The sequence below is a fragment of the Embleya sp. AB8 genome, from assembly GCF_049739465.1.
Classification (GTDB): domain Bacteria; phylum Actinomycetota; class Actinomycetes; order Streptomycetales; family Streptomycetaceae; genus Embleya.
Genome location: NZ_JBMHHY010000017.1, coordinates 101,410 through 120,475, shown reverse-complemented (window position 1 = coordinate 120,475; position 19,066 = coordinate 101,410). Strand labels below are relative to the sequence as shown.

Annotated in this window: 20 protein-coding genes; 2 read left to right on the top strand and 18 right to left on the bottom strand. The window is 71.3% G+C overall.

Going from position 1 to position 19,066, the window contains the following annotated elements; genetic code table 11:
* The first annotated feature begins 53 nt into the window (after positions 1–53).
* A complete protein-coding gene (locus ABIA38_RS25515) occupies positions 54–545 on the top strand; it encodes a MarR family winged helix-turn-helix transcriptional regulator (RefSeq protein WP_424641148.1) in 492 nt (163 codons plus the stop codon).
* A gap of 131 nt (positions 546–676) precedes the next feature.
* Here ABIA38_RS25515 and ABIA38_RS25510 read toward each other — a convergent pair whose 3' ends face one another.
* The 6 genes from ABIA38_RS25510 to ABIA38_RS25485 form a co-directional block, all read right to left on the bottom strand.
* Complete coding sequence (locus ABIA38_RS25510; RefSeq protein ID WP_424641147.1) at positions 677–1,438, bottom strand: class I SAM-dependent methyltransferase; 762 nt, start codon at positions 1,436–1,438, stop codon at positions 677–679.
* Between the two features lie 45 nt (positions 1,439–1,483).
* Positions 1,484–1,762 (bottom strand): DUF202 domain-containing protein, encoded by a 279-nt coding sequence (locus ABIA38_RS25505; protein WP_424641146.1) that lies wholly within the window; start codon positions 1,760–1,762, stop codon positions 1,484–1,486.
* Positions 1,763–1,827: 65 nt separating this feature from the next.
* Positions 1,828–2,202, bottom strand: a complete 375-nt coding sequence (locus ABIA38_RS25500; protein WP_424641145.1) for a YidH family protein — start codon at positions 2,200–2,202, stop codon at positions 1,828–1,830.
* A gap of 812 nt (positions 2,203–3,014) precedes the next feature.
* On the bottom strand, positions 3,015–3,443 hold the full coding sequence (nusB, locus tag ABIA38_RS25495; RefSeq protein ID WP_424641144.1) for a transcription antitermination factor NusB: 429 nt from the start codon (positions 3,441–3,443) through the stop codon (positions 3,015–3,017).
* A complete protein-coding gene (efp, locus tag ABIA38_RS25490) occupies positions 3,443–4,009 on the bottom strand; it encodes an elongation factor P (RefSeq protein ID WP_424641143.1) in 567 nt (188 codons plus the stop codon). Before efp ends, nusB begins: the two co-directional genes overlap by 1 nt.
* Before the next feature lie 73 nt (positions 4,010–4,082).
* Positions 4,083–5,210 (bottom strand): aminopeptidase P family protein, encoded by a 1,128-nt coding sequence (locus ABIA38_RS25485; RefSeq protein WP_424641142.1) that lies wholly within the window; start codon positions 5,208–5,210, stop codon positions 4,083–4,085.
* 146 nt (positions 5,211–5,356) lie between these two features.
* On the opposite strand from ABIA38_RS25485, the gene ABIA38_RS25480 reads away from it, so the two are divergent.
* Positions 5,357–7,378 carry a trypsin-like peptidase domain-containing protein gene (locus ABIA38_RS25480; protein WP_424641141.1) on the top strand — a complete coding sequence of 674 codons (2,022 nt, stop codon included), beginning with the start codon at positions 5,357–5,359 and terminating at the stop codon, positions 7,376–7,378.
* 83 nt (positions 7,379–7,461) lie between these two features.
* On the opposite strand, the gene aroQ is transcribed toward ABIA38_RS25480, so the two are convergent.
* From aroQ to rpsD, 12 genes are all read right to left on the bottom strand, one after another.
* Entirely contained in the window at positions 7,462–7,905 is a 444-nt protein-coding gene (gene aroQ / locus ABIA38_RS25475; protein ID WP_424641140.1) for a type II 3-dehydroquinate dehydratase, read from the bottom strand.
* Entirely contained in the window at positions 7,902–8,996 is a 1,095-nt protein-coding gene (gene aroB, locus ABIA38_RS25470; protein WP_424641139.1) for a 3-dehydroquinate synthase, read from the bottom strand. The genes aroQ and aroB overlap by 4 nt, the downstream gene beginning before the upstream one ends.
* Positions 8,993–9,622 carry a shikimate kinase gene (locus ABIA38_RS25465; RefSeq protein WP_424641138.1) on the bottom strand — a complete coding sequence of 210 codons (630 nt, stop codon included), beginning with the start codon at positions 9,620–9,622 and terminating at the stop codon, positions 8,993–8,995. The genes aroB and ABIA38_RS25465 overlap by 4 nt, the downstream gene beginning before the upstream one ends.
* 4 nt (positions 9,623–9,626) lie before the next feature.
* Complete coding sequence (aroC, locus tag ABIA38_RS25460; RefSeq protein WP_424641137.1) at positions 9,627–10,811, bottom strand: chorismate synthase; 1,185 nt, start codon at positions 10,809–10,811, stop codon at positions 9,627–9,629.
* 148 nt (positions 10,812–10,959) lie between these two features.
* Positions 10,960–11,658 carry a prepilin peptidase gene (locus tag ABIA38_RS25455; protein ID WP_424641136.1) on the bottom strand — a complete coding sequence of 233 codons (699 nt, stop codon included), beginning with the start codon at positions 11,656–11,658 and terminating at the stop codon, positions 10,960–10,962.
* Positions 11,659–11,836: 178 nt separating this feature from the next.
* A complete protein-coding gene (locus ABIA38_RS25450) occupies positions 11,837–12,691 on the bottom strand; it encodes a shikimate dehydrogenase (RefSeq protein WP_424641135.1) in 855 nt (284 codons plus the stop codon).
* Positions 12,688–13,851: an endolytic transglycosylase MltG gene (gene mltG, locus ABIA38_RS25445; RefSeq protein ID WP_424641134.1), complete on the bottom strand. Its 1,164-nt coding sequence runs from the start codon at positions 13,849–13,851 to the stop codon at positions 12,688–12,690. Before mltG ends, ABIA38_RS25450 begins: the two co-directional genes overlap by 4 nt.
* The gene (gene ruvX / locus ABIA38_RS25440; protein WP_424641133.1) at positions 13,848–14,348 is read right to left on the bottom strand and encodes a Holliday junction resolvase RuvX; all 501 of its coding nucleotides are present in this window, start codon (positions 14,346–14,348) and stop codon (positions 13,848–13,850) included. Before ruvX ends, mltG begins: the two co-directional genes overlap by 4 nt.
* A 133-nt stretch (positions 14,349–14,481) precedes the next feature.
* The gene (alaS, locus tag ABIA38_RS25435; protein WP_424641132.1) at positions 14,482–17,151 is read right to left on the bottom strand and encodes an alanine--tRNA ligase; all 2,670 of its coding nucleotides are present in this window, start codon (positions 17,149–17,151) and stop codon (positions 14,482–14,484) included.
* Positions 17,151–17,513 carry a DUF6167 family protein gene (locus ABIA38_RS25430; protein WP_424641131.1) on the bottom strand — a complete coding sequence of 121 codons (363 nt, stop codon included), beginning with the start codon at positions 17,511–17,513 and terminating at the stop codon, positions 17,151–17,153. The genes alaS and ABIA38_RS25430 overlap by 1 nt, the downstream gene beginning before the upstream one ends.
* 3 nt (positions 17,514–17,516) lie before the next feature.
* On the bottom strand, positions 17,517–17,951 hold the full coding sequence (locus tag ABIA38_RS25425) for a DUF948 domain-containing protein (protein WP_424641130.1): 435 nt from the start codon (positions 17,949–17,951) through the stop codon (positions 17,517–17,519).
* Positions 17,952–18,203: 252 nt separating this feature from the next.
* A complete protein-coding gene (gene rpsD, locus ABIA38_RS25420) occupies positions 18,204–18,815 on the bottom strand; it encodes a 30S ribosomal protein S4 (protein ID WP_424641129.1) in 612 nt (203 codons plus the stop codon).
* Positions 18,816–19,066 lie beyond the last annotated feature (251 nt).

Sequence of the window (19,066 nt, the reverse complement as noted above, 5' to 3'; positions counted from 1 at the left end):
TCGGGGGCGGCGTCTCGGGTTTCCCCACCAAATTAGACAGGTATTCTTACCTCGTGCAGCAAGACACCTCCTCCGGGCCCGAACTGGTGACGTTGCTGGTCGGCGCCGTGCGCGGGATCAGCCAACTGTTCTCCGACCGCATGACGGCCGCGGGCTTCGACGAGATCCGGCCGACGCACGGCTTCGCCCTCACCCTGGTCGGCGAGGGCGGCACCACCGCCACCGAACTCGGCCGCCGGCTCGGGATGACCAAGCAGTCCGCCGGAGAGGTGGTCTCGCACCTGGCCCGACACGGCTACGTCGAACGCAAGCCCGACCCCGCCGACCGCCGCGCGCGCCGGATCACGCTGACCGAGCGCGGGCGCGAGTGTCTGCGGGTGATCTGGGCCGAGCTGTCCTGGATCCAGGGCGCGTGGACGAAGGCGGTCGGCGACGACGGAGTCGAGGTGCTCAAGGAGGGTCTGCGCGCGGGCATGCGCCAACTCGGCGCGTCCGGCGAACTCTCCGACAACCTGAGCCAGGCGTGGTGGTGGCGGGAGGGTTAGGGCGTGTCTTCAAGCCCCCGTCGGGCTCCGCGGCGTGAGCGCAGCGAGGAGCCCGAAGGGCGGATGCGGTGCCGGGCGTCGTGGTGCTCGGCGGGGGCTTGAAGACACGCCCTAGGGCGGGTCGTCAAGCCCTAGTCCCTCTCCTCGGCGACGGGGTTCTCCGTACGCCGGGCCAGGTAGAGGTCCGTGACGTAGGCGAGTTCCACCGGTTCCGCGTGGCCGGCGACGAATGTCAGTACCCGGTCCAGGAGTTCCGCGCGGGGACGGTCCGCCATCGTGGTGATGTAGCTGAACGTGGCGACCCGCTCCAGGACCTGATCGTGGGTCAGCGTGTCCTGCCAACGGAACTGCGCACGCTCGGCGGGCTCGAATCGGCCGCTGTCCGCCACGTCCACCGCGTAGTCGTGTAGGAACGGGAACGGCCACTCGGCCACCGCGTGCAGCCCGGTGACGAACTCGTCGGCCTCGTCCCGCTCGTTCCACAGCAGCGCCAGCACGCCGCCCGGGCGCAATACGCGCGCGATCTCGCGCAGCGCCGGCCGCGGTTCGAACCAATGGAACGCCTGCGCGACGGTGACCACGTCGAACGCGCCGTCCGGGGCCGGGATCCGCTCCGCGGTGCCGTCGTGGACCGGTACGTCGGGCAGCACCCGGGCGAAGGTCTCGCGCATCGCCGCCGACGGCTCGACCGCGACCACGCGCGCCCCGCGCTCGACCAGCAGGCGGGTCAACTTGCCGGTACCGGCGGCCAGATCGAGCACCCGGGTGCCCGGGCCGAGACCCGCGCCGGCGCACAGGTGGTCCATCGCGTCGAGCGCGTAGGACGGTCGGGCCCGCTCGTACCGATCGGTGTCACGGGAGAAGCCGAGAGTGCCGAGATCATCGGTCGTCATGTCGGGCATTCTCGCCGCGCGTGCGGGCCGGGACAAGTGCCCTCGTCAGGGTCGGCCCAGGAGCACTGCGGCGGCGAGCACGCAGGTCACGAGCACGGTCAGCAGCGTGCCGTGGATCGCCCGCTCACCCACGGTCGAGGCGCCGACCCGCACCGCGTGGTGTACCCGGCGGTGGCGCAGCAGGCCCACCACGTAGACCGCGAAGCCCGCCGCCATCACCGCGCAGCCGGGCAGCATGAACCACCAGCGATCGGGCACGTGACCGGCCCGCACGAGCAGCGCTCCGTTGGCGACGAACGCCAGCGCGGTGCGCGACCAGGCCATCCTGGTGCGTTCAGGTTGCAGTCCCGGGTCGAGTGGTACACCCGGCCGCGGCACGGAGCGCGCCATCAGGCCGCGAGCATGAGCACGACGCTCACCACGATCACGATCACCAGTCCGATCGAGAGCACCAGCGGCAGCGCGGAGAACGGCAGCGCGCGCCCGAGCCGCATCGCCCGTTCGACCTGATACCAACGCAGGTAGGCGGTGGCCGACAGGGTCAGCGCCAGGCCGACCAGCGCCAGGCCGAGTACCAGCCGCTGGGCGTGCGGGGCCAGGTCCGGAACCAGTTGGACCACCGCGACGCCGCCCGCGAGCAGGGAGAGCGCGGTACGGATCCAGGCCAGGAAGGTCCGCTCGTTGGCGAGCGTGAAGCGGTAGTCGGGCTCGTCGCCTATGTCACGCAGCCGGGAACTCTTCCGGTCCGATTTCATGATCTTCATTATCTGCGAACAAACCACGCCCGACCGTCGGGGCGGGGGCGGGGGCGGGCAGGGGGCGGTGGGGCCGAGGGCAGGGCCCGGCCGGTGGGTGGCGGCGGGCCCGTGGGCGGGGCCGGGGGGCGGGCCGAGGGCCGGGCCGGGGGCGGCGGAGCCGGGGGCGGGGGCGGGCCGGGGGGCGGCGGCTGGCCCGAGGGCGGGGAGTCGGGGCGCGAGCGGTGCTCTGTGGTGCGAGCAGTGCCCTGGAACGAGAGCGGTGCTCCGGCTCGGGGATGATGCTCTGAAGCGAGAGCAAGACCCAGAGGGAGAGTGGTGCCCCGAAACGAGAGCAGTGCTCCGGAACGGGAACGCCGTCCTGCAACAAGAGCGAGATTCCGGAACGAGAGCAGCGCCCCGAAGCGGGAGTGAGGCAAGAGCAGTGCTCACAAACGCGAGCGACGCTCCGAAGCGGGAGCGGAACCCAGAAACAAGAGCAGCGCTCCGAAAGCGAGAGCGAGGAAAGAGCGGTGCTCACGAGCGAGAGCACCGCTCCGAAGCAGGAGCGATACCCCGAGACGAGAGCAATGCTCCGAACCGGGAGCGACACCTCGAGACGAGAGCAATGCTCCGAACCGGGAGCGACACCTCGAGACGAGAGCAATGCTCCGAACCGGGAGCGAATCTCGGGAACGAGAGCAGCGCTCCGAAGCAAGAACGGGCACCGAGCCGAGAGCGGGCGCCGACCCGAAGGCGGAGCGGAGGCCCCGGCCCCGGCGCGGGACGAGCCGCCTGCCCCTTCGGGGCAGGCGGCTCGTGGGGGCCGGCAGCGGGCGCGCTTAGCGGAGCAGCGTCGGCTTGAGGTCCTTTATCCGCGCCAGCAGGCCGTTCACGAAGGCCGGTGACTCGTCCGTGGAGTATTCCTTGGCGAGTTCGACCGCCTCGTCGATGGCCACGACGTCGGGGACGTCGTTTTCCCAGAGCAGTTCGTAGATGCCCAGGCGCAGGACGTTGCGGTCCACGCCCGGCATCCGGTCCAGCGTCCAGCCCACGGCATACGTGCCGATCAGGTCGTCGATCCGCTTGCGGTGCTCCTGGACGCCCTCGACCAGTTGCATCGTGTAGTCGGCGACCTGCGGCTCCGCCCGGTCGGCCTGGAACCGGCCGACCCAGTCCGCGAGGATGGTCACCGGGTCGACGCCGCGCTGGTCGGCCTCGAACAGGATCTGGAGCGCGCGCTTCCGGGTCTTGCTGCGGGCACCGGCCACTAGCTGTTCACGCGGCCCAGGTAGTCACCGGAACGGGTGTCGACCTTGACCTTCTCGCCCGTCGTGATGAAGAGCGGAACCGCGATCTCGAAGCCGGTCTCCAGCTTCGCGGGCTTGGTGCCACCGGTGGACCGGTCGCCCTGGACACCCGGCTCGGTGTACTCGATGAGCAGTTCGACGGAGGCCGGCAGCTCGACGTAGAGCGCGGAGCCCTCGTAGATCGCGACCGTCGCCTCGAAGCCCTCGAGGAGGTAGTTGGCGGCATCGCCGACGGTCTCGGGCGAGATCGGCAGCTGCTCGTAGGTGTCCGTGTCCATGAACACGAAGTCGGCGCCGTCCTTGTACGAGAACTGCATGCCGCGCTTGTCCACGGTGGCCGTCTCGACCTTGGTGCCGGCGTTGAAGGTCTTGTCCACGACCTTGCCGGAGAGGACATGCTTGAGCTTCGTACGAACGAACGCGCCACCCTTGCCGGGCTTGACGTGCTGGAACTCGACGACGGACCAGAGCTGGCCATTGTCGAGCTTGAGCACCATGCCGTTCTTCAGGTCGTTGGTCGTGGCCACGAGTGTGGTGTCTCCTGCGTGCTTCCGGGACCGGATGATCGCGCGTCGGAAGGGGCCGCCGAAAGCCGGCCCGCTACAGGACGAGCAACTCCTTGGTCGTGATGGTGAGTAGCTCGGGCCCGCCGTCTTCGAGCGGACGAACCACAAGGGTGTCCTCGATGCGGACACCGCCGCGGCCCGGGAGATAGATCCCCGGCTCGACGGTGACCGGCATGCAAGCGTCCAGCTTACCGGTCGCCGTCGGACCCAGACGCGGGTCCTCGTGGATCTCCAGACCGACGCCGTGGCCGAGGCCGTGCGGGAAGAATTCCAGGTAGCCGGCCTGCTCGATCACCTCGCGCGCGGCCCGGTCCACCGCGACCGCCTCGACACCGGGCACCAGCGCCTCGCGGCCCGCCTTCTGCGCGGCGAACACGACGTGGTAGATCTCCTGCTGCCAGCCGGCGGGCTCGGTGCCGATCACGAAGGTACGGGTCATGTCGCCGTGGTAGCCGTGATAGCGCGCACCGAAGTCGATCTTGAGGAAGTCGCCGTCCTCGACCCGCCGGTCCCCGGGGTCGTGGTGCGGGATCGCCGAGTTCGGCCCGGTCGCGACCACGGTGGGAAAGGCCACCGCGTCCGCGCCGTGGTCGGCCATCCGCCGTTCCAGCTCCATCGCGATGTGCCGCTCGGTTCGCCCGACCAGGATCGACTCGATCATCTCGCCGAGCGCCCGATCGCCGATCTCGCAGGCGATCCGCAGCGCGGCGATCTCCTCGACGTCCTTGATCCGCCGCAGGTCCTCGACCACCCGGCCGAGCGCGACCAGTTGCGCGGCGGCGTTGGTCTCGGCCAGCACGCCGCCCAGCGCCCGGTGCAGCTCGACGGTGACGTGTTGCTCCTCGATGGCCAGCCGCACCGCACCGGTGGAGGCGGCGCGCCTGGTCAACGTCTGCGCGCAGGCCCGATCGACGACCAGCTCGACGCCCGGCGACTCCTCCGTGGCCTGCGCCGCGTACCGACCGTCGGTGCACAACACCGCACCCGCGTCGGAGCCTTCGCCGGCGGCGCCCGGGGTGTACACCAGCAAGGCGGCGTTCGAACCGGTGAAACCGGTCAGATAGCGCACATTGACGAGATTGGTGATCAGGGCGACATCCGCGCCGGCGCCGGCCAGGCGGGAACGCAGCCGATCACGGCGGTGAGCATGGGCCTCGGGCATGGGAACAGCGTAGTCCCGTGGGATGTGCGGAGCCCGGTGTGACTCGGCGGACTGCATCGTTCGGGCTCGCCTACCAGGGCAATCACCCGATGGCCGGACAGCGGCCGACGGCCGGTCCTACGCTGCCTGCGAGGGGGTGTTCTTGAGTGGAAATCAGCGGAAATGACGGAGCCCGCACCACCCCGGTGGGCGCACGACTGCTGGCCCAGATCCGGGCGGCGGCGGCGCGCTACCGGGCGGCCGGGGCGGATCGGTCGGAGATCGAACGGCGGCGCGCCGCGGGCAGCCGCTACCCCGACGACGACAACCTGCTGCAACTGCGCGCGGCCCGGTTGGTGGAGCAGCACGAGGTGCCCGGCCAGGTGTTGCTGGCCACCTCGCCGGACGAGACCGGTCCCCGACTGGCCGAGCGCATCATCGGCGCGACCGACGACCTGCAGAGCCTGAACTTCCTCGCCCGGGGCATGCGGGCCGCCGCGTGTGTGGCGCGGATCTGGTTCTCGACGGGCGGGCCGATCCAACCGCAGGCCACCGGCTTCCTGGTGTCGCCGAGCCTGCTGCTGACCAACCACCACGTGTTCCCGGACGCGGCGACCGCGCGCGGCGCGTTCGCCGAGTTCGGCGCGGAGATGGGCATCGACAACGACCTGCCGACGCACACCACGCGCTATACGGCGGATCCCGACACCTTGTTCCTGACCGACGAGCGGCTCGACTTCTCCCTGGTCGCCCTGACGCCGGGCGGCGACGGTCGACCGGCGGGGCAGATCTTCGGGTACGTCGGGCTGATCGCGGCCGACGGCAAGCTGGTGGTCGGCGATCCGGTGAATGTGATCGGGCACCCGGAGGGGCGGCTCAAGGAGATCGCGATCCGGCAGAACCGGTTCACCCAGCGCTTCGACGACTTCTACCAGTACGAGACCGACACCGAGCCGGGCAACTCCGGCTCGCCGGTGTTCAACGATCAGTGGGAGGCGGTCGCGCTGCACCACGCCGGGGTGCCCGCGCACGACGCGAGCGGCGCGGTGCTGGACCTGCACGATCGGCCGTGGCGGCCGGAGCAGGGACTGGCCGAGGTCAAGTGGATCGCCAACGAGGGGGTGCGGGTCAGCGTGATCCTGGCCCGGCTGGCCGCGCTGGCCACGGACGACGCGCAGCGCGCGTTGCTGGCCGAGCTGGGTCCGGCGTCGGGGCTCGGTTCGGCGCCGGCGGTGTCCCCGACGGTGCCCGCGCCTCGGCCGCCGGGCGACGCGGCGGCGCTCGCGGCGGGCACCGAGGCGGCTACCGAGGCGGTCACCGCAGTCGGGGTGACCGGGCGGCCCGGCGCGTTCGGCGGCCGGGTGCGGCTGGTGTTCGTACACGGGCGCAGTCAGCAGGGGCACGATCCGGAGGAGTTGCGGCGCACCTGGGCGGCCGGGCTGAACAGCGGGCTGACCATGGCGGGGCTGCCGACGGTGGATCCGCAGGACGTCTGGTTCCCGTTCTACGGCGACCGGCTGGTGCAGGTGATGGAGTCGGCGCAGCCGGTCGAGCCGTCGTTGTCCGGGTCCGGGCAGGAGTTGTACGGCCGGCTGCTCGACGAGGCGGCGCGGCGGTCGGGGATGCCCACGTCGGGGCGGGTCGCGGTGACCGAGAGCATCTGGGACGACGTGGTGGGTTCGGTGCACGAGCCGCTGAGCTGGTTGGCCGCGCACACCGGGCTCGACCGGTTGGTGATCCAGACCGCGTTCAAGGACGTCGCGGCCTATCTGGACCAGGACGACACCCGCAACGCGGTGCTCGACCAGGTGCTGGCCGGGATGCCCGCGGACGGCCCGGTCGTACTGGTCGCGCACAGTCTGGGCACGGTGGTGGCCATGGATCTGTTGACCCGGCTGGGGCCGGCGGCGCCGGTGGCCGGGTTGATCACCGTGGGCAGTCCGCTGGGGATGGAGGCGGTCTACACGCACCTGCGGGTCGGCGGGCCACACCTGCCGGCCATCGCGGGGGCGTGGTTCAACGCGTGGTGCCCCACCGATCCGGTGGCGATCGGCTGCCCGCTGGCGGACGAGTGGAGCGGGTTGGCGGCGGAGTGCACGGTCTCCAATCCGCTGGATCGCCCGCATGACATCGGGGCGTATCTGGGGCATCGGGAGGTGGCGACGGCGATCGGGCGGTTACTGGCCTGAGCGGCGCGGACGTTACGCGGGCCCGGGTCACCCACGTGGGTGACCCGGGCCCGCGGCGTTCACCAGAACCGTGCCGTACCGGCTCAGCCGTCGAGTTCCTCGGCCAGCGCACGCAGCGCGAGGCGGTAGGAGCCGATGCCGAAGCCGGCGATCGTGCCGCTGGCGACCGCGGCCACCACGCTGGTGTGCCGGAAGCTCTCACGCGCGTACGGGTTGGAGATGTGTACCTCGATGAACGGCGCGGTGCGCTGGGCGACCGCGTCGCGCAACCCGTAGGAGTAGTGGGTGAACGCGCCGGGGTTCATCACCACCGGGATCCGACCGTCGGCGGCCTCGTGCATCCAGCGGATGATCTCGCCCTCGTCGTTGGTCTCGCGCACCTCGACGGCGAACCCCAGCTCACCGCCGAGCCGTTCGCACTCGGCGACCAGGCCCGGGTAGGAGGTGGCGCCGTAGACGTCGGGCTCGCGGCTGCCGAGCCGGCCGAGGTTGGGGCCGTTGAGGACGAGCACCCGGCGCGCGCTCACGCCGACACCTCGGCGTAGGCGGCGACCAGGAAGGTCGGGTCGGGGGCCTCCAGGACGACCGGCTTGGCCAGGCCGTCGAGGACGATGAAGCGCAACATGTCGCCGCGCGACTTCTTGTCCACCCGCATGGTTTCGAGCAGCTTGGGCCACGCGTCGCCGCGGTAGGTCAGCGGCAGGCCGACCGCGGCCAGCACACTGCGGTGCCGGTCGGCGGTGGCGTCGTCGAGCCGACCGGCGAGCCGGCCCAGCTCCGCCGCGTAGACCATGCCGACGCTGACCGCAGCGCCGTGTCGCCACTTGTAGCGCTCGGCCTTCTCGATCGCGTGCGCCAGGGTGTGGCCGTAGTTGAGGATCTCGCGCCGGCTGGCCTCCTTGAGGTCGCCGGCAACCACGTCGGCCTTGACCTGGATGGCCCGGGTGATCAGCTCGGCGGTGTCGGCGCCCTGCGGGGTGCGCGCGGCCTCGGGGTCGGCCTCGATCAGGTCCAGGATCACCGGGTCGGCGATGAAGCCTGCCTTGATCACCTCGGCCAGCCCGCTGACGTAGTCGTTGCGCGGCAGCGAGTCCAGCGTGGCCAGGTCGGCGAGCACGCCGGCCGGCGGGTGGAAGGCGCCGACCAGATTCTTCCCCTCGGCGGTGTTGATCCCGGTCTTGCCGCCCACGGCCGCGTCGACCATGCCGAGCAGCGTGGTGGGCATCGCGATCCAGCGCACCCCGCGCAGCCAGGTGGCCGCGACGAAGCCGGCCAGGTCGGTGGTGGCGCCGCCGCCGATGCCGACGATCACGTCGGAGCGGGTGAAGCCGGTCTGGCCGAGCACCGACCAGCAGTACGCGGCGACCGCGACGTCCTTGGCCTCCTCCGCGTTGGGCACCTGGATGGCGATCGCCTCGTAGCCCTGCTCGGCGAGGTCCTCGCGGACCGCTTCGCCGGTGGCGGTCAGCGCCTCGGGGTGCAGGATCGCCACCCGGCGGGCGGACGTGCCGATCAGGCCCGCGAGTTCGCCGAGCAGGCCGGTGCCGACGATCACGTCGTAGGGCTCCGAGGTGCCGCCGACGCGGATCCGGACGGGCGCGGAGGGGTTGCCGCTCATCGATTCACGTCTTTCTCGGGCTGCGTCTGCGTCTGCTCTTGGTGCGTCTGCTCTTGCTGCGGCGGCGCGGTGTCGAGGCCGGCGCCGATCTCGGCCGCCACGTCGTCCGGGGTACGGCCGGCGGTGTTCACCGTGACGGCGGCGACCTCGGTGTAGAGCGGCCGACGGGCCGCCATCAGCTCGCGCCAGCGGGCCCTGGGGTTGCCGACCAGGAGCGGGCGCGGCGCGTCCAGACCGACCCGCTTGACCGCGTCCGCGAGGTCGACGTCCAGGAAGACCACGTGGTGCCCGCGCAGCAGGGTGCGGGTGGCGGGGTCCAGGATCGCGCCGCCGCCGAGCGCGAGTACGCCGTCGTGCCCGGCGAGCGCCTCGGCGACGGCCCGGTGTTCGAGCGCGCGGAAGTAGGGTTCGCCCTCGTCGACGAACAGGTCCGGGATCGACTTGCCCGCACGCTCTGCCACGTCGGCGTCGGTGTCCCGGAAGCCGACCCCGTACGCGGCGGCGAGCAGCAGACCCACCGTCGTCTTGCCCGCGCCGGGCGGCCCGACCAGGACCACCAGCGGGCGGGCGCCCTCGTCCCGGTGGTCCGCAGTCTCGTGCTCCGCAGTGTCCCCGATGTCCGCCATGGCGCTACCGGATCTCCAGCGCGTCCAGGTAGCCGCGCACGTTGCGGGCGGTCTCGGCGGCCGAGTCACCGCCGAACTTCTCGGTGACCAGGTCGGCCAGCACGAGCGCGACCATCGCCTCGGCCACGATGCCGGAGGCCGGTACGGCCGCGACGTCGGAACGCTGGTGGTGCGCCTGCGCGGGTTCCCCGGTGCGCACATCGAAGGTGGCCAGCGCACGGGGCACGGTGGCGATCGGCTTCATCGCGGCCCGCACCCGCAGCACCTCGCCGGTGGACATGCCGCCCTCGACGCCGCCGGAGCGGTGCGAGGTGCGCTTGGCGCCGTCGGGGGTGTTGACGATCTCGTCGTGCGCCTTCGAGCCGCGCACCCGGGCCAGTTCGAAGCCGTCGCCGAGTTCGACGCCCTTGATCGCCTGGATGCCCATCAGGGCGCCAGCGAGGCGGGAGTCGAGCCGGCGGTCCCAGTGCACGTGGCTGCCCAGGCCGGGGGGCAGGCCGTAGGCGAGCACCTCGACCACGCCGCCGAGCGTGTCGCCGGCCTTCTGCGCGTCGTCCACCTCGGCAACCATCGCGGCCGAGGCCTCGGGGTCGTAGCAACGCACCGGGTCGGCGTCCAGACGCGCGGTGTCGTCGGGGCCGGGGAAGACGCCGGCGGGCGCCTTGGCCGCGCCGAACTCGACCACGTGGCTGACGATCCGGATGCCGGCGACCTGCTCCAGGAACGACTTGGCGACCGCGCCGAGCGCGACCCGGGCGGCGGTCTCCCGGGCGCTGGCCCGCTCCAGGATCGGCCGGGCCTCGTCGAAGCCGTACTTCTGCATGCCGGCCAGGTCGGCGTGGCCGGGCCGGGGGCGGGTCAGCGCGGCGTTGCGGGCCTGCGCGGCGAGCAGCTCGGGGTCGACCGGGTCGGCCGACATGACCGTCTCCCACTTGGGCCACTCGGTGTTGCCGACCATGATCGCCACCGGGCCGCCCTGGCTCAGCCCGTGCCGGACGCCGCCCAGGAAGGTGACCTCGTCGCGCTCGAACTTCATCCGCGCGCCGCGCCCGTAGCCCAGTCGGCGCCGCGCGAGCGCGTCGGCGACCACGTCGGTGGTGATGGGCACGCCGGCGGGCAGCCCCTCGAGGGTGGCCACGAGTGCGGGGCCGTGCGACTCCCCTGCGGTCAGCCAGCGTAGGTTGCCCACGAATGCTCCTTCTTGCGCCTGCTTGCGCTTTCCGCGTCCCGTGTAGGGGGGACGGCGCGGTGGCTCTCGGCCCGAATCCTTTCATGCCGGCGGAGGCCATCCCTCCCCGCGTCCATTTGCCGGACAGCCGGGCCGGCCGACCCTCGTCTCACCAGACGAGATGCAGCCGGGACACCTCGGCGCCGCACAACACGCCGCCGAGTGCGCCCAGGAGCAGCCAGGGCCCGAACGGCAGCCGGCTCTCCCGCCGGGCCCGGCCCACCAGGAGCAGCACGCCGGCGCCGAGTCCGGCGAGCAGGAAGGCCAGGAACGCGCCGGTGACCAGCACGCCCCAGCCCAGCCAGGTCAGATGCAGCCCGAGCACGCCGGCGAGTTTGACGTCGCCCATGCCGAGGCTGCCTCGGGAGAGCGCGGCCAGGCACAGGTGGTAGCCGGCCAGCGTGGCACCGCCGAGCAGCGCCCGGCGGTACGCGGTGAAGTCGCCCAGCGCGAGCGACTCCATGCCCAGCAGGGTCAGCCCGGTGGCCAGGGTCACCAGCAACACCGGATCGGGCAGCCGCAGGGTGCGGATGTCCACGATCGCAAGCGTGACGCCGGCGACCGCGAGCACCAGGAACGCGATCAGATCGAGCCCGGGCCCGAGGCGTACGGCGAGTAGGGCGCAGACGAAGGCGGTTGCCGCCGCGACCGGCAAGGGCCCGAATCGCCCCAGCGCGGCCGACACCGGTGCGACGGACACGCGCGGCGGATCCGCGCCCTGGGCGAGCAGCACATGCAGGGGTCGGGGCAACCCGAGCCCGGCGACGAAACCGAGCAGCGCGCAAACGAGAGTCAGTCCGGGGAACACCCCAGTGACGATACGCAGCATCGCCTGCCGATCACGTTCCGTCGCCCCCAGGTCCGAGCCGATGATCACACCGATGGCGGCGCCTGGGGACGACGAACTTGACGAACGGCTCACCGAGCAGCCGGTCGGCCCGCGTGCCTGCGTGCCTGCCTGCCTGTCTACCTGCCGACCGACTCGGTCACCGAACGACCCCGCCGATGCGACCCCGCCCCGCCAGCGCCGCCTCCCCCGCCGCGCGCATCGCGGCCAGTGGTCCCGGCCGGCCGGTCATCAACTCGACCTGGAGCACCGCCTGATGCACGAGCAGGTCCAACCCGCCCAGCACCGGACCACCCGCGTGTCCCCACGCGCCCGCGAGCGCGGTCGGCCACGGGTCGTAGACCACGTCGAAGAGCACCCCGGGCGCGCCGGGCACCTCGGCCGCGAGATGGTCCGCCGCGCCCTTGGGCGTGGTCGCCACCACCAGTGGGGCCCGCAACGCCTCGGCCGCGTCCGCCCACGGGCGCACCTCGACCGCGACGCCGAGCCGTTCGCCGGCCGCGCACATCTCGCGCGCCCGGTCGTCGCCGCGTACGTACACCCGTACCGGCCCGTCCGTGACCTCGCGCAGCGCGGCCAGCGCCGAGGTGGCGGTGGCACCCGCGCCGAGCACGGCCGCCGACTCGACCCGCCGCACGCCGCGTTCGCGCAGCGCCGCGACCAGGCCCGGTACGTCGGTGTTCTCGCCCACCCGGCGCCCGTCCGCGCCGCACACCACGGTGTTCACCGCGTCCACGTCGCGCGCGACCTGCGCGATCTCGTCGAGCAGCGGCCGGATCGCCCGCTTGAGCGGCATGGTCAACGACAGCCCGGCCCACGACGCGTCGAGCCCGGCGACGAAGCCCGGCAGGGCCGCCTCGTCGACCTCGAACGCGTCGTAGGTCCAGTGGGTCAGGCCCAGTTCGGCATACGCGGCCCGGTGCAGGACCGGGGACAACGAGTGCCGGATGGGGGCGCCGAGCACGGCGGCCCGGCGCGGGATCGGGGTCGTCACGGATTGGGGTGTTCCTTCATCCATTTCGCCAGCTCGGCCTTGTACTCCTGGAACTGGCTGTCACTGTCGGTGAACCTCGTGGTGCCTGCCAGCGGGTCGACGGTGACGAAGTACAGATACTTGCCCGCCGGCGGCGACACCGCCGCGTCGATCGCGGCCTTGCTCGGGTTGCCGATCGGCCCGGGCGGCAGGCCCTTCTTGACGCGCGTGTTGTAGGGGTTGCTCGCGTCGGTGAGTTCCTTGTTGGTGAGCTGGATGTTGCTCTTGCCGAGGTAGTAGTTGACCGTCGAGTCCAGGCCGAGCGACATGTTCTTGTCGAGCCGGTTGTAGATCACCTGGGCGACCTTGCCCTTGTCGTCGGTGGTCTTGCCTTCGGCCTCGACCAGGCTGGCGATGATGATCAGGTCATAGGGCGACTTGCCCGACTGCTGCGCCTTCGCCGGCAGTCCGTCCTTGTCGTACTCCTTGACCGCCCGGCTCACCATCTCCTTGACCACCACCAGCGGGTCCATCCCCGGCGCGGCGACGTAGGACCCGGGGAAGAGGAAGCCCTCGATGTTGCCCTTGGCGTAGTCCGGCAGGCCGAGCGAGGGATCCTTCGCGGCGGCGTCGACCTTCTCCTTCGGCACCTTGAGCGTCTTCGCCAACAACTCGAAGACCTGGGTGGCGCGCAGGCCGGGTCGAAGGATGAAGTCCTGCTTGTTCTTCGGGTTGACCAACAACTCGAACGCGGCCTTGGCGGACATCTGCTTGGCCATCGTGTATGCGCCGGGCTGGATCTTGGACGCGCGCTGGTCCTTGTCCTCGCGCGCGACCTTGGTGAACGCCTCGACGCTCTTGGTGACGCCGACCCGCTTGAGCTCGTTGGCCATCTGCGGGGTGGCCCAGCCCGGCTTGATCTCGACCACGAGCGAACCGCTGCCGTTGCCGCTGTAGTCCGGCGGCGGGCCGAAACGGTCCTTCAGGAAGCCATAGGCCCAGTAGCCGCCTCCGCCTACCACGGCGAGCACGATCACCAGTGCGAAGGACACCGCACAACCGCTGCGGTTCTTCTTCTTGCGACCCCGACCGCGCCGCCCGCCGCGGGAATTGTCCTCCTTGCCCCGTCGCCGGCTGCGCGGCTCCGACTCCGACTCCATCCGCAGTCCGAGATCGCTCATGCCGTGGGCCTTTCAGAGTCGGAGACGGGCCCGGCCGGAGCGGGTGGTGCCACGGCCTGGCCCGGCGGACGTCCGGAACCTCGCTCGGTGTCGAGCGCGTTTTGCAGGATCACGATCGCGGCGGCCTGATCGACCACACCGCGGGCTTTCTTGGCCTTGACGCCGGACGCCTGGAGTCCTCGGGTGGCGGTGACGGTGGTCAGTCGCTCGTCGACCAGGCGGACCTCGATCGCCGGGTCGAGCCGGGCCACCAGGCGGCCGGCGAAGGCGCGGGCCTTGGCCGCGGCGGCGCCCTCCTTGCCGGAGAGCGAACGCGGCAGCCCGACCACGACCTCGATCGCCTCGTACTCGGCGACGATCTCCAGGATTCGGGCCACGCCGCGCTTGCCCGCGGGCACCGTCTCCACCGGGGTCGCGATCAGGCCATGCGGGTCGCTGGCCGCGACGCCGATCCGAACGTCTCCCACGTCGACCGCAATTCGTACTCCGCGTCTCAAGGTCGGCTCTCCGTCACAGACTCTGCGTCACTGAACTATTCGGGCATGACGCCCCGTCATACAAGTCCCCCGGCAGTGCGGAGTCCGTTTCCAGACTTCCACACCGACCGGGGGAACGAGGGTAGGGGACGACTCAGGAGGCGCGTTCGGCAACCGTCCGGGTGACGGCGGCCAGTGCGTCGGCGACCTTGGCGGGGTCCGAGCCACCACCCTGGGCCACGTCGTCCTTGCCGCCACCGCCGCCGCCGAGGGTCTGCGCGGCGACCCGGACCAGTTCGCCGGCCTTGACGCCACGCTCGCGCGCGGCCTCGTTGGCGGCCACCACGACCATCGGCTTGCCGCCCACCACGGACACCACCGCGACCGCGGCCGGCCGACCGGCCAGCCGGCCGCGCACGTCGAGCGCGAGCTTGCGCAGGTCGTCGGGCGTGGTGCCGTCGGGGAGCTGCCCGGTGGCCAGCGCCACGCCGTGCACGTCCGCGGCACCGTCGACCAGACCGGCGGCGGCCTGGAGCACCTGGGCGCCGCGCAGCGCGGCGATCTCCTTCTCCGCGTCGCGCAGTTTGGCCATGATCGAGGCGACCCGCTCGGGCAGCTCCTCCGGGCGGCCCTTCACCACGTCGGTGAGCTGGTTGACGATGGTGTGCTCGCGCGCCAGGAAGTTGTACGCGTCGGTGCCCACCAGCGCCTCGACCCGGCGCACACCGGCGCCGATCGAGGATTCGCCGAGCAGCTTGACCAGGCCCAGTTGGGCGGTGTTGTGCACGTGCGTGCCGCCGCACAGTTCCTTGGAGTAGTCCCCCATGGTGACCACGCGGACCCGGTCGCCGTACTTCTCGCCGAACATCATCACGGCGCCCTGCTTCTTCGCCTCGTCCATCGACATCACCTCGGCGGTGACGTCGAGGTCGCGCGCGAGCACCTCGTTGATCTTCTGTTCGACGTCGGTGAGCACGCTCGCCGGTACCGCGCCGGGCGCGCCGAAGTCGAAGCGGAAGCGGCCGGGCGCGTTCTCCGAGCCGGCCTGCGCGGCGGTGGGGCCGAGCGCGTCGCGCAGCGCCTGGTGGGTGAGGTGGGTGGCGCTGTGCGCGCGGGCGATCGCGTTCCGGCGCTTGGTGTCGATCTGCGCCAACGCCTGGCCGCCGACCAGCACTTCGCCGACCTGGACCCGGCCGCGGTGCACGGTGACACCGGCCACGGGGGTCTGCACGTCGCGGACCTCGACCACGGCGCCGGTGTCCAGGCGGATCCGGCCGGTGTCGGCGAGCTGGCCGCCGCCCTCGGCGTAGAAGGGGGTGTGGTCGAGTACGACCTCGACCTCGTCACCCTCCTGCGCGGCGGGCGCGGGCACGCCGTCGACGAGCAGCCCGACCACGGTCACCTCGTTGGTGGTGTCCAGGTAGCCGGTGAACACGGTGCCGCCGGCCGCGTCGGCGACCTCGCGGTAGACGGAGAGGTCGGCGAGGCCCTGCTTGCGTGCCTGCGCGTCCTTCTTGGCCCGCTGCCGCTGCTCGTTCATCAGCCGGCGGAAGCCGTCCTCGTCGACCGCGAGACCCTGCTCGGCGGCGATCTCCAAGGTCAGGTCGATCGGGAAGCCCTCGGTGTCGTGCAGCAGGAAGGCCACCTCGCCGGGCAGCACGTTCCGGCCCTCGCTCTTCGCCTTGACGATCGATTCGTCGAGCAGCGCGGTGCCGTCCTGGAGGCGGGCCAGGAAGCGCTTCTCCTCGGCGACCGAGACGGCGTCGATCCGCTCGGCGTCCTCGGTCAGGTTCGGGTATTGCGGACCCATCGCCTTGATCGTGGTCTCGACGAGATCGTGCAGCGTCGCGCCCTCGGCGCCCATCATCCGCATGTTGCGAATCGCCCGGCGCATCATCCGGCGCAGCACATAGCCGCGGCCCTCGTTGCCCGGCACCACGCCGTCGCCGATCAGCATCACCGCGGTGCGCACGTGGTCGGCGACCACGCGCAGCGACACGTCGGTGCGCCGGTCCTGCCCGTAGGTCTTGCCCGCGAGGTCGGCGGCGCGGTCCAGGATCATCCGCGACGTGTCGATCTCGTACAGGTTGTCGACGCCCTGGAGGATGCAGGCGAGCCGCTCCAGGCCGAGCCCGGTGTCGATGTTCTTCGCGGGCAGCTCACCGAGGATCGGGTAGTCGTCCTTGCCGGTGCCCGGGCCGCGTTCGTACTGCATGAAGACCAGGTTCCAGATCTCCAGGTAGCGCTCGCCGTTGACCGCCGGGCCGCCCGCCTCGCCGTAGGCGGGGCCGCGGTCGTAGTTGATCTCCGAGCACGGGCCGCACGGGCCGGGCACGCCCATCGACCAGAAGTTCTCCGACTTGCCCAGGCGCTGGATGCGCTCGGCGGGTACGCCGATCACCTCGCGCCAGATCCGCTCGGCCTCGTCGTCGTCGAGGTAGACGGTGATCCACAACTTCTCCGGGTCCAGCCCGTAGCCGCCGTCCTCGATCGAGTTGGTGAGCAACTCCCAGGCGAGCGCGATCGCGCCCTCCTTGAAGTAGTCGCCGAACGAGAAGTTGCCGCACATCTGGAAGAACGACCCGTGCCGGGTGGTCTTGCCGACCTCTTCGATGTCGAGGGTGCGCACACACTTCTGCACGCTGGTGGCGCGCTTGAAGCCGGGCTTGACCTCACCGAGGAAGTAGGGCTTGAACGGCACCATGCCGGCGTTCACCAGGAGCAGCGTGGGGTCGTCCGCGACCAGCGACGCCGAGGGGACGACGGTGTGTCCGCGCTCTTCGAAAAAGCGCAGCCAGCGCTTGTGGATCTCGGCCGATTCCATCAGCTGCCGTCCCTTCGGTCGTACCTTGCTTTGCCTTCGTACAGCTCGCGCGGGTCGTAGTGATCCCGCCCGTCGTGCCAGTAGTCGTCCTGCGGCTCGCGTGTGCCGGGCAGCGCGCGGCGGAGCGGGGCGGGCGGCAGCGCGGCGGCGGAGACGTCCGCGCCGATCGCGCGGTACAACTCCTGCTCGCGCTCCGCCATGCCCGCGCGGACCTCGTCCGCGAAGTATTTGATCGCCTCGCCGATGCCGGTGACATTGTCGGCGACACCCTCGGGCGTGTACTTGTACGCCTTGTCCTTGACCTTGCGCGCGGCCCACACGCCGGCGCCGGCGCCGACCGCGATCCAGAACAGTCTCGCCATCGGTCAGCCCCTCCCGCGCATGCCGCGCTGCCGGGCGACCTTCTGCGCCTTGGCCGCGACCCGCACCCGGCGGCCGAGTTCGGCGCGCTGCTGCGCGGACAGCGCGCGGCGCACACCGTAGCTGAACGCGGCGGTCTTCACGAGTGGGCCGCCCAGGGTGGCGGCGACCGTGGAGGACAGCGCGGTGGCGTTCGTGGTCATGGTCTGCACGTTGCCCGCGATCTGGTCGACCCGGCCCATCTGGGCGTTGGTCGCCCGGACCGTCTCGGTGACCTCGTCGAGCAGCGGGACCGCCCGGTCCGCCACCCCCGCGACCAGGGTCGTGGCCTCCTTGAGCACCTTCGTCAGCTTGACCAGAGCCAATGCGAGAAAGGCGACCAGGATCGCCCAGAAAACCGCGATGATCATCAGCGCGACTTCGCCACCCGACACCGTCATGCGCTCCTTGATGAGTGGGATCAGTCGAGGTGGCGAAGACGCGTCGCCCACCTCGGAAAACCCGACCCTACCGCGACCGCGCGGGTCCCCTCGTCCGAGGAAACCCGCGCGGTCGGCGTGGCGCGTGTCGTGGCGGGTGTCGCTTCCTGATCGATACCCGATGCGGTTGTTGATCCATGGGGCGGTCTGCGCGGATCGCCCGCGGAGCCGCTCGGGGCGCGCCGTCGGACGTGGTCGCGGACGTGGTCGCGGTCAGCGCGAGTAGTACTCCACGACCAACTGCTCGTCGCAGATCACCGGGACCTCGCGGCGCTGCGGGAGCCGGTCCAGGCGGGCCATCAACTTGTCCAGGCGGGCCTCGATGTAACGCGGGGTCTCGGCGGCGGCGAACCCGCCGGCCTGGACCACCTGGAACAGCGGCTTGGTACGGCTGCGCTCGCGCACGGCGACGATGTCGTCCGGCTTGAGCCGGTAGGACGGCTTGTCCACCTTGCCGCCGTTGACCTCGATGTGGCCGTGGGTGACCATCTGGCGCGCCTGGTAGACGGTGCGCGCGAAGCCCGCGCGGAGCACGAACGCGTCGAGCCGACGTTCCAGGTCGACCACCAGTTCGTCGCCGGTCTTGCCCGCGTGCTTGTTGGCGCGGTCGAACGCGGCCCGCATCTGCACCTCGGAGATGTCGTACTGGAAGCGCAGCCGCTGCTTCTCCATCAGCCGGGTCTTGTAGTCCGAGGACTGCTTGCGACCACGACCGTGCTCGCCCGGCGGGTAGGGCCGGTTCTCCAGGTACTTGGCGGCCTTGGGGGTGAGCGCCACACCCAGCGCGCGACTGCGGCGGATCTTGGGGCGCGTCTGGTTCGTCAAGGTCGGGTCCTCCGTGCGGGGCTGTTCGGGTGTGGGCTGTGTGCCGGTGGTGCTCTGTTGCGGTGGTGCTCTGTTGCGGTGGTGCTCTGTTGCGGTGGTGCTCTGTTGCGGTGGTGCTCTGTTGCGGTGGTGCTCTGTTGCCGTGCTGGTCGGCTGCCGTGCTGCTGTGGGCGGTCTCGGGGTGGGCCGTGCGATCGGGGCCGTCTTGCCAAGATCGACCTACTTAGGTAAGCCTAACCTTAACGACGATG

Excerpts from the sequence above, each read along its gene's own strand:
- ABIA38_RS25505 (WP_424641146.1), bottom strand. The coding sequence starts at position 1,762 with ATGGCCTGGTCGCGCACCGCGCTGGCGTTCGTCGCCAACGGAGCGCTG.
- aroB (WP_424641139.1), bottom strand. The coding sequence starts at position 8,996 with ATGAGCGGCAACCCCTCCGCGCCCGTCCGGATCCGCGTCGGCGGCACC.
- alaS (WP_424641132.1), bottom strand. The coding sequence starts at position 17,151 with ATGGAATCGGCCGAGATCCACAAGCGCTGGCTGCGCTTTTTCGAAGAG.
- ABIA38_RS25425 (WP_424641130.1), bottom strand. The coding sequence starts at position 17,951 with ATGACGGTGTCGGGTGGCGAAGTCGCGCTGATGATCATCGCGGTTTTC.
- ABIA38_RS25430 (WP_424641131.1), bottom strand. The coding sequence starts at position 17,513 with ATGGCGAGACTGTTCTGGATCGCGGTCGGCGCCGGCGCCGGCGTGTGG.
- ABIA38_RS25485 (WP_424641142.1), bottom strand. The coding sequence starts at position 5,210 with ATGCCCGAGGCCCATGCTCACCGCCGTGATCGGCTGCGTTCCCGCCTG.
- ABIA38_RS25465 (WP_424641138.1), bottom strand. The coding sequence starts at position 9,622 with ATGGCGGACATCGGGGACACTGCGGAGCACGAGACTGCGGACCACCGG.
- ABIA38_RS25500 (WP_424641145.1), bottom strand. The coding sequence starts at position 2,202 with ATGAAGATCATGAAATCGGACCGGAAGAGTTCCCGGCTGCGTGACATA.
- ABIA38_RS25510 (WP_424641147.1), bottom strand. The coding sequence starts at position 1,438 with ATGACGACCGATGATCTCGGCACTCTCGGCTTCTCCCGTGACACCGAT.
- mltG (WP_424641134.1), bottom strand. The coding sequence starts at position 13,851 with ATGAGCGATCTCGGACTGCGGATGGAGTCGGAGTCGGAGCCGCGCAGC.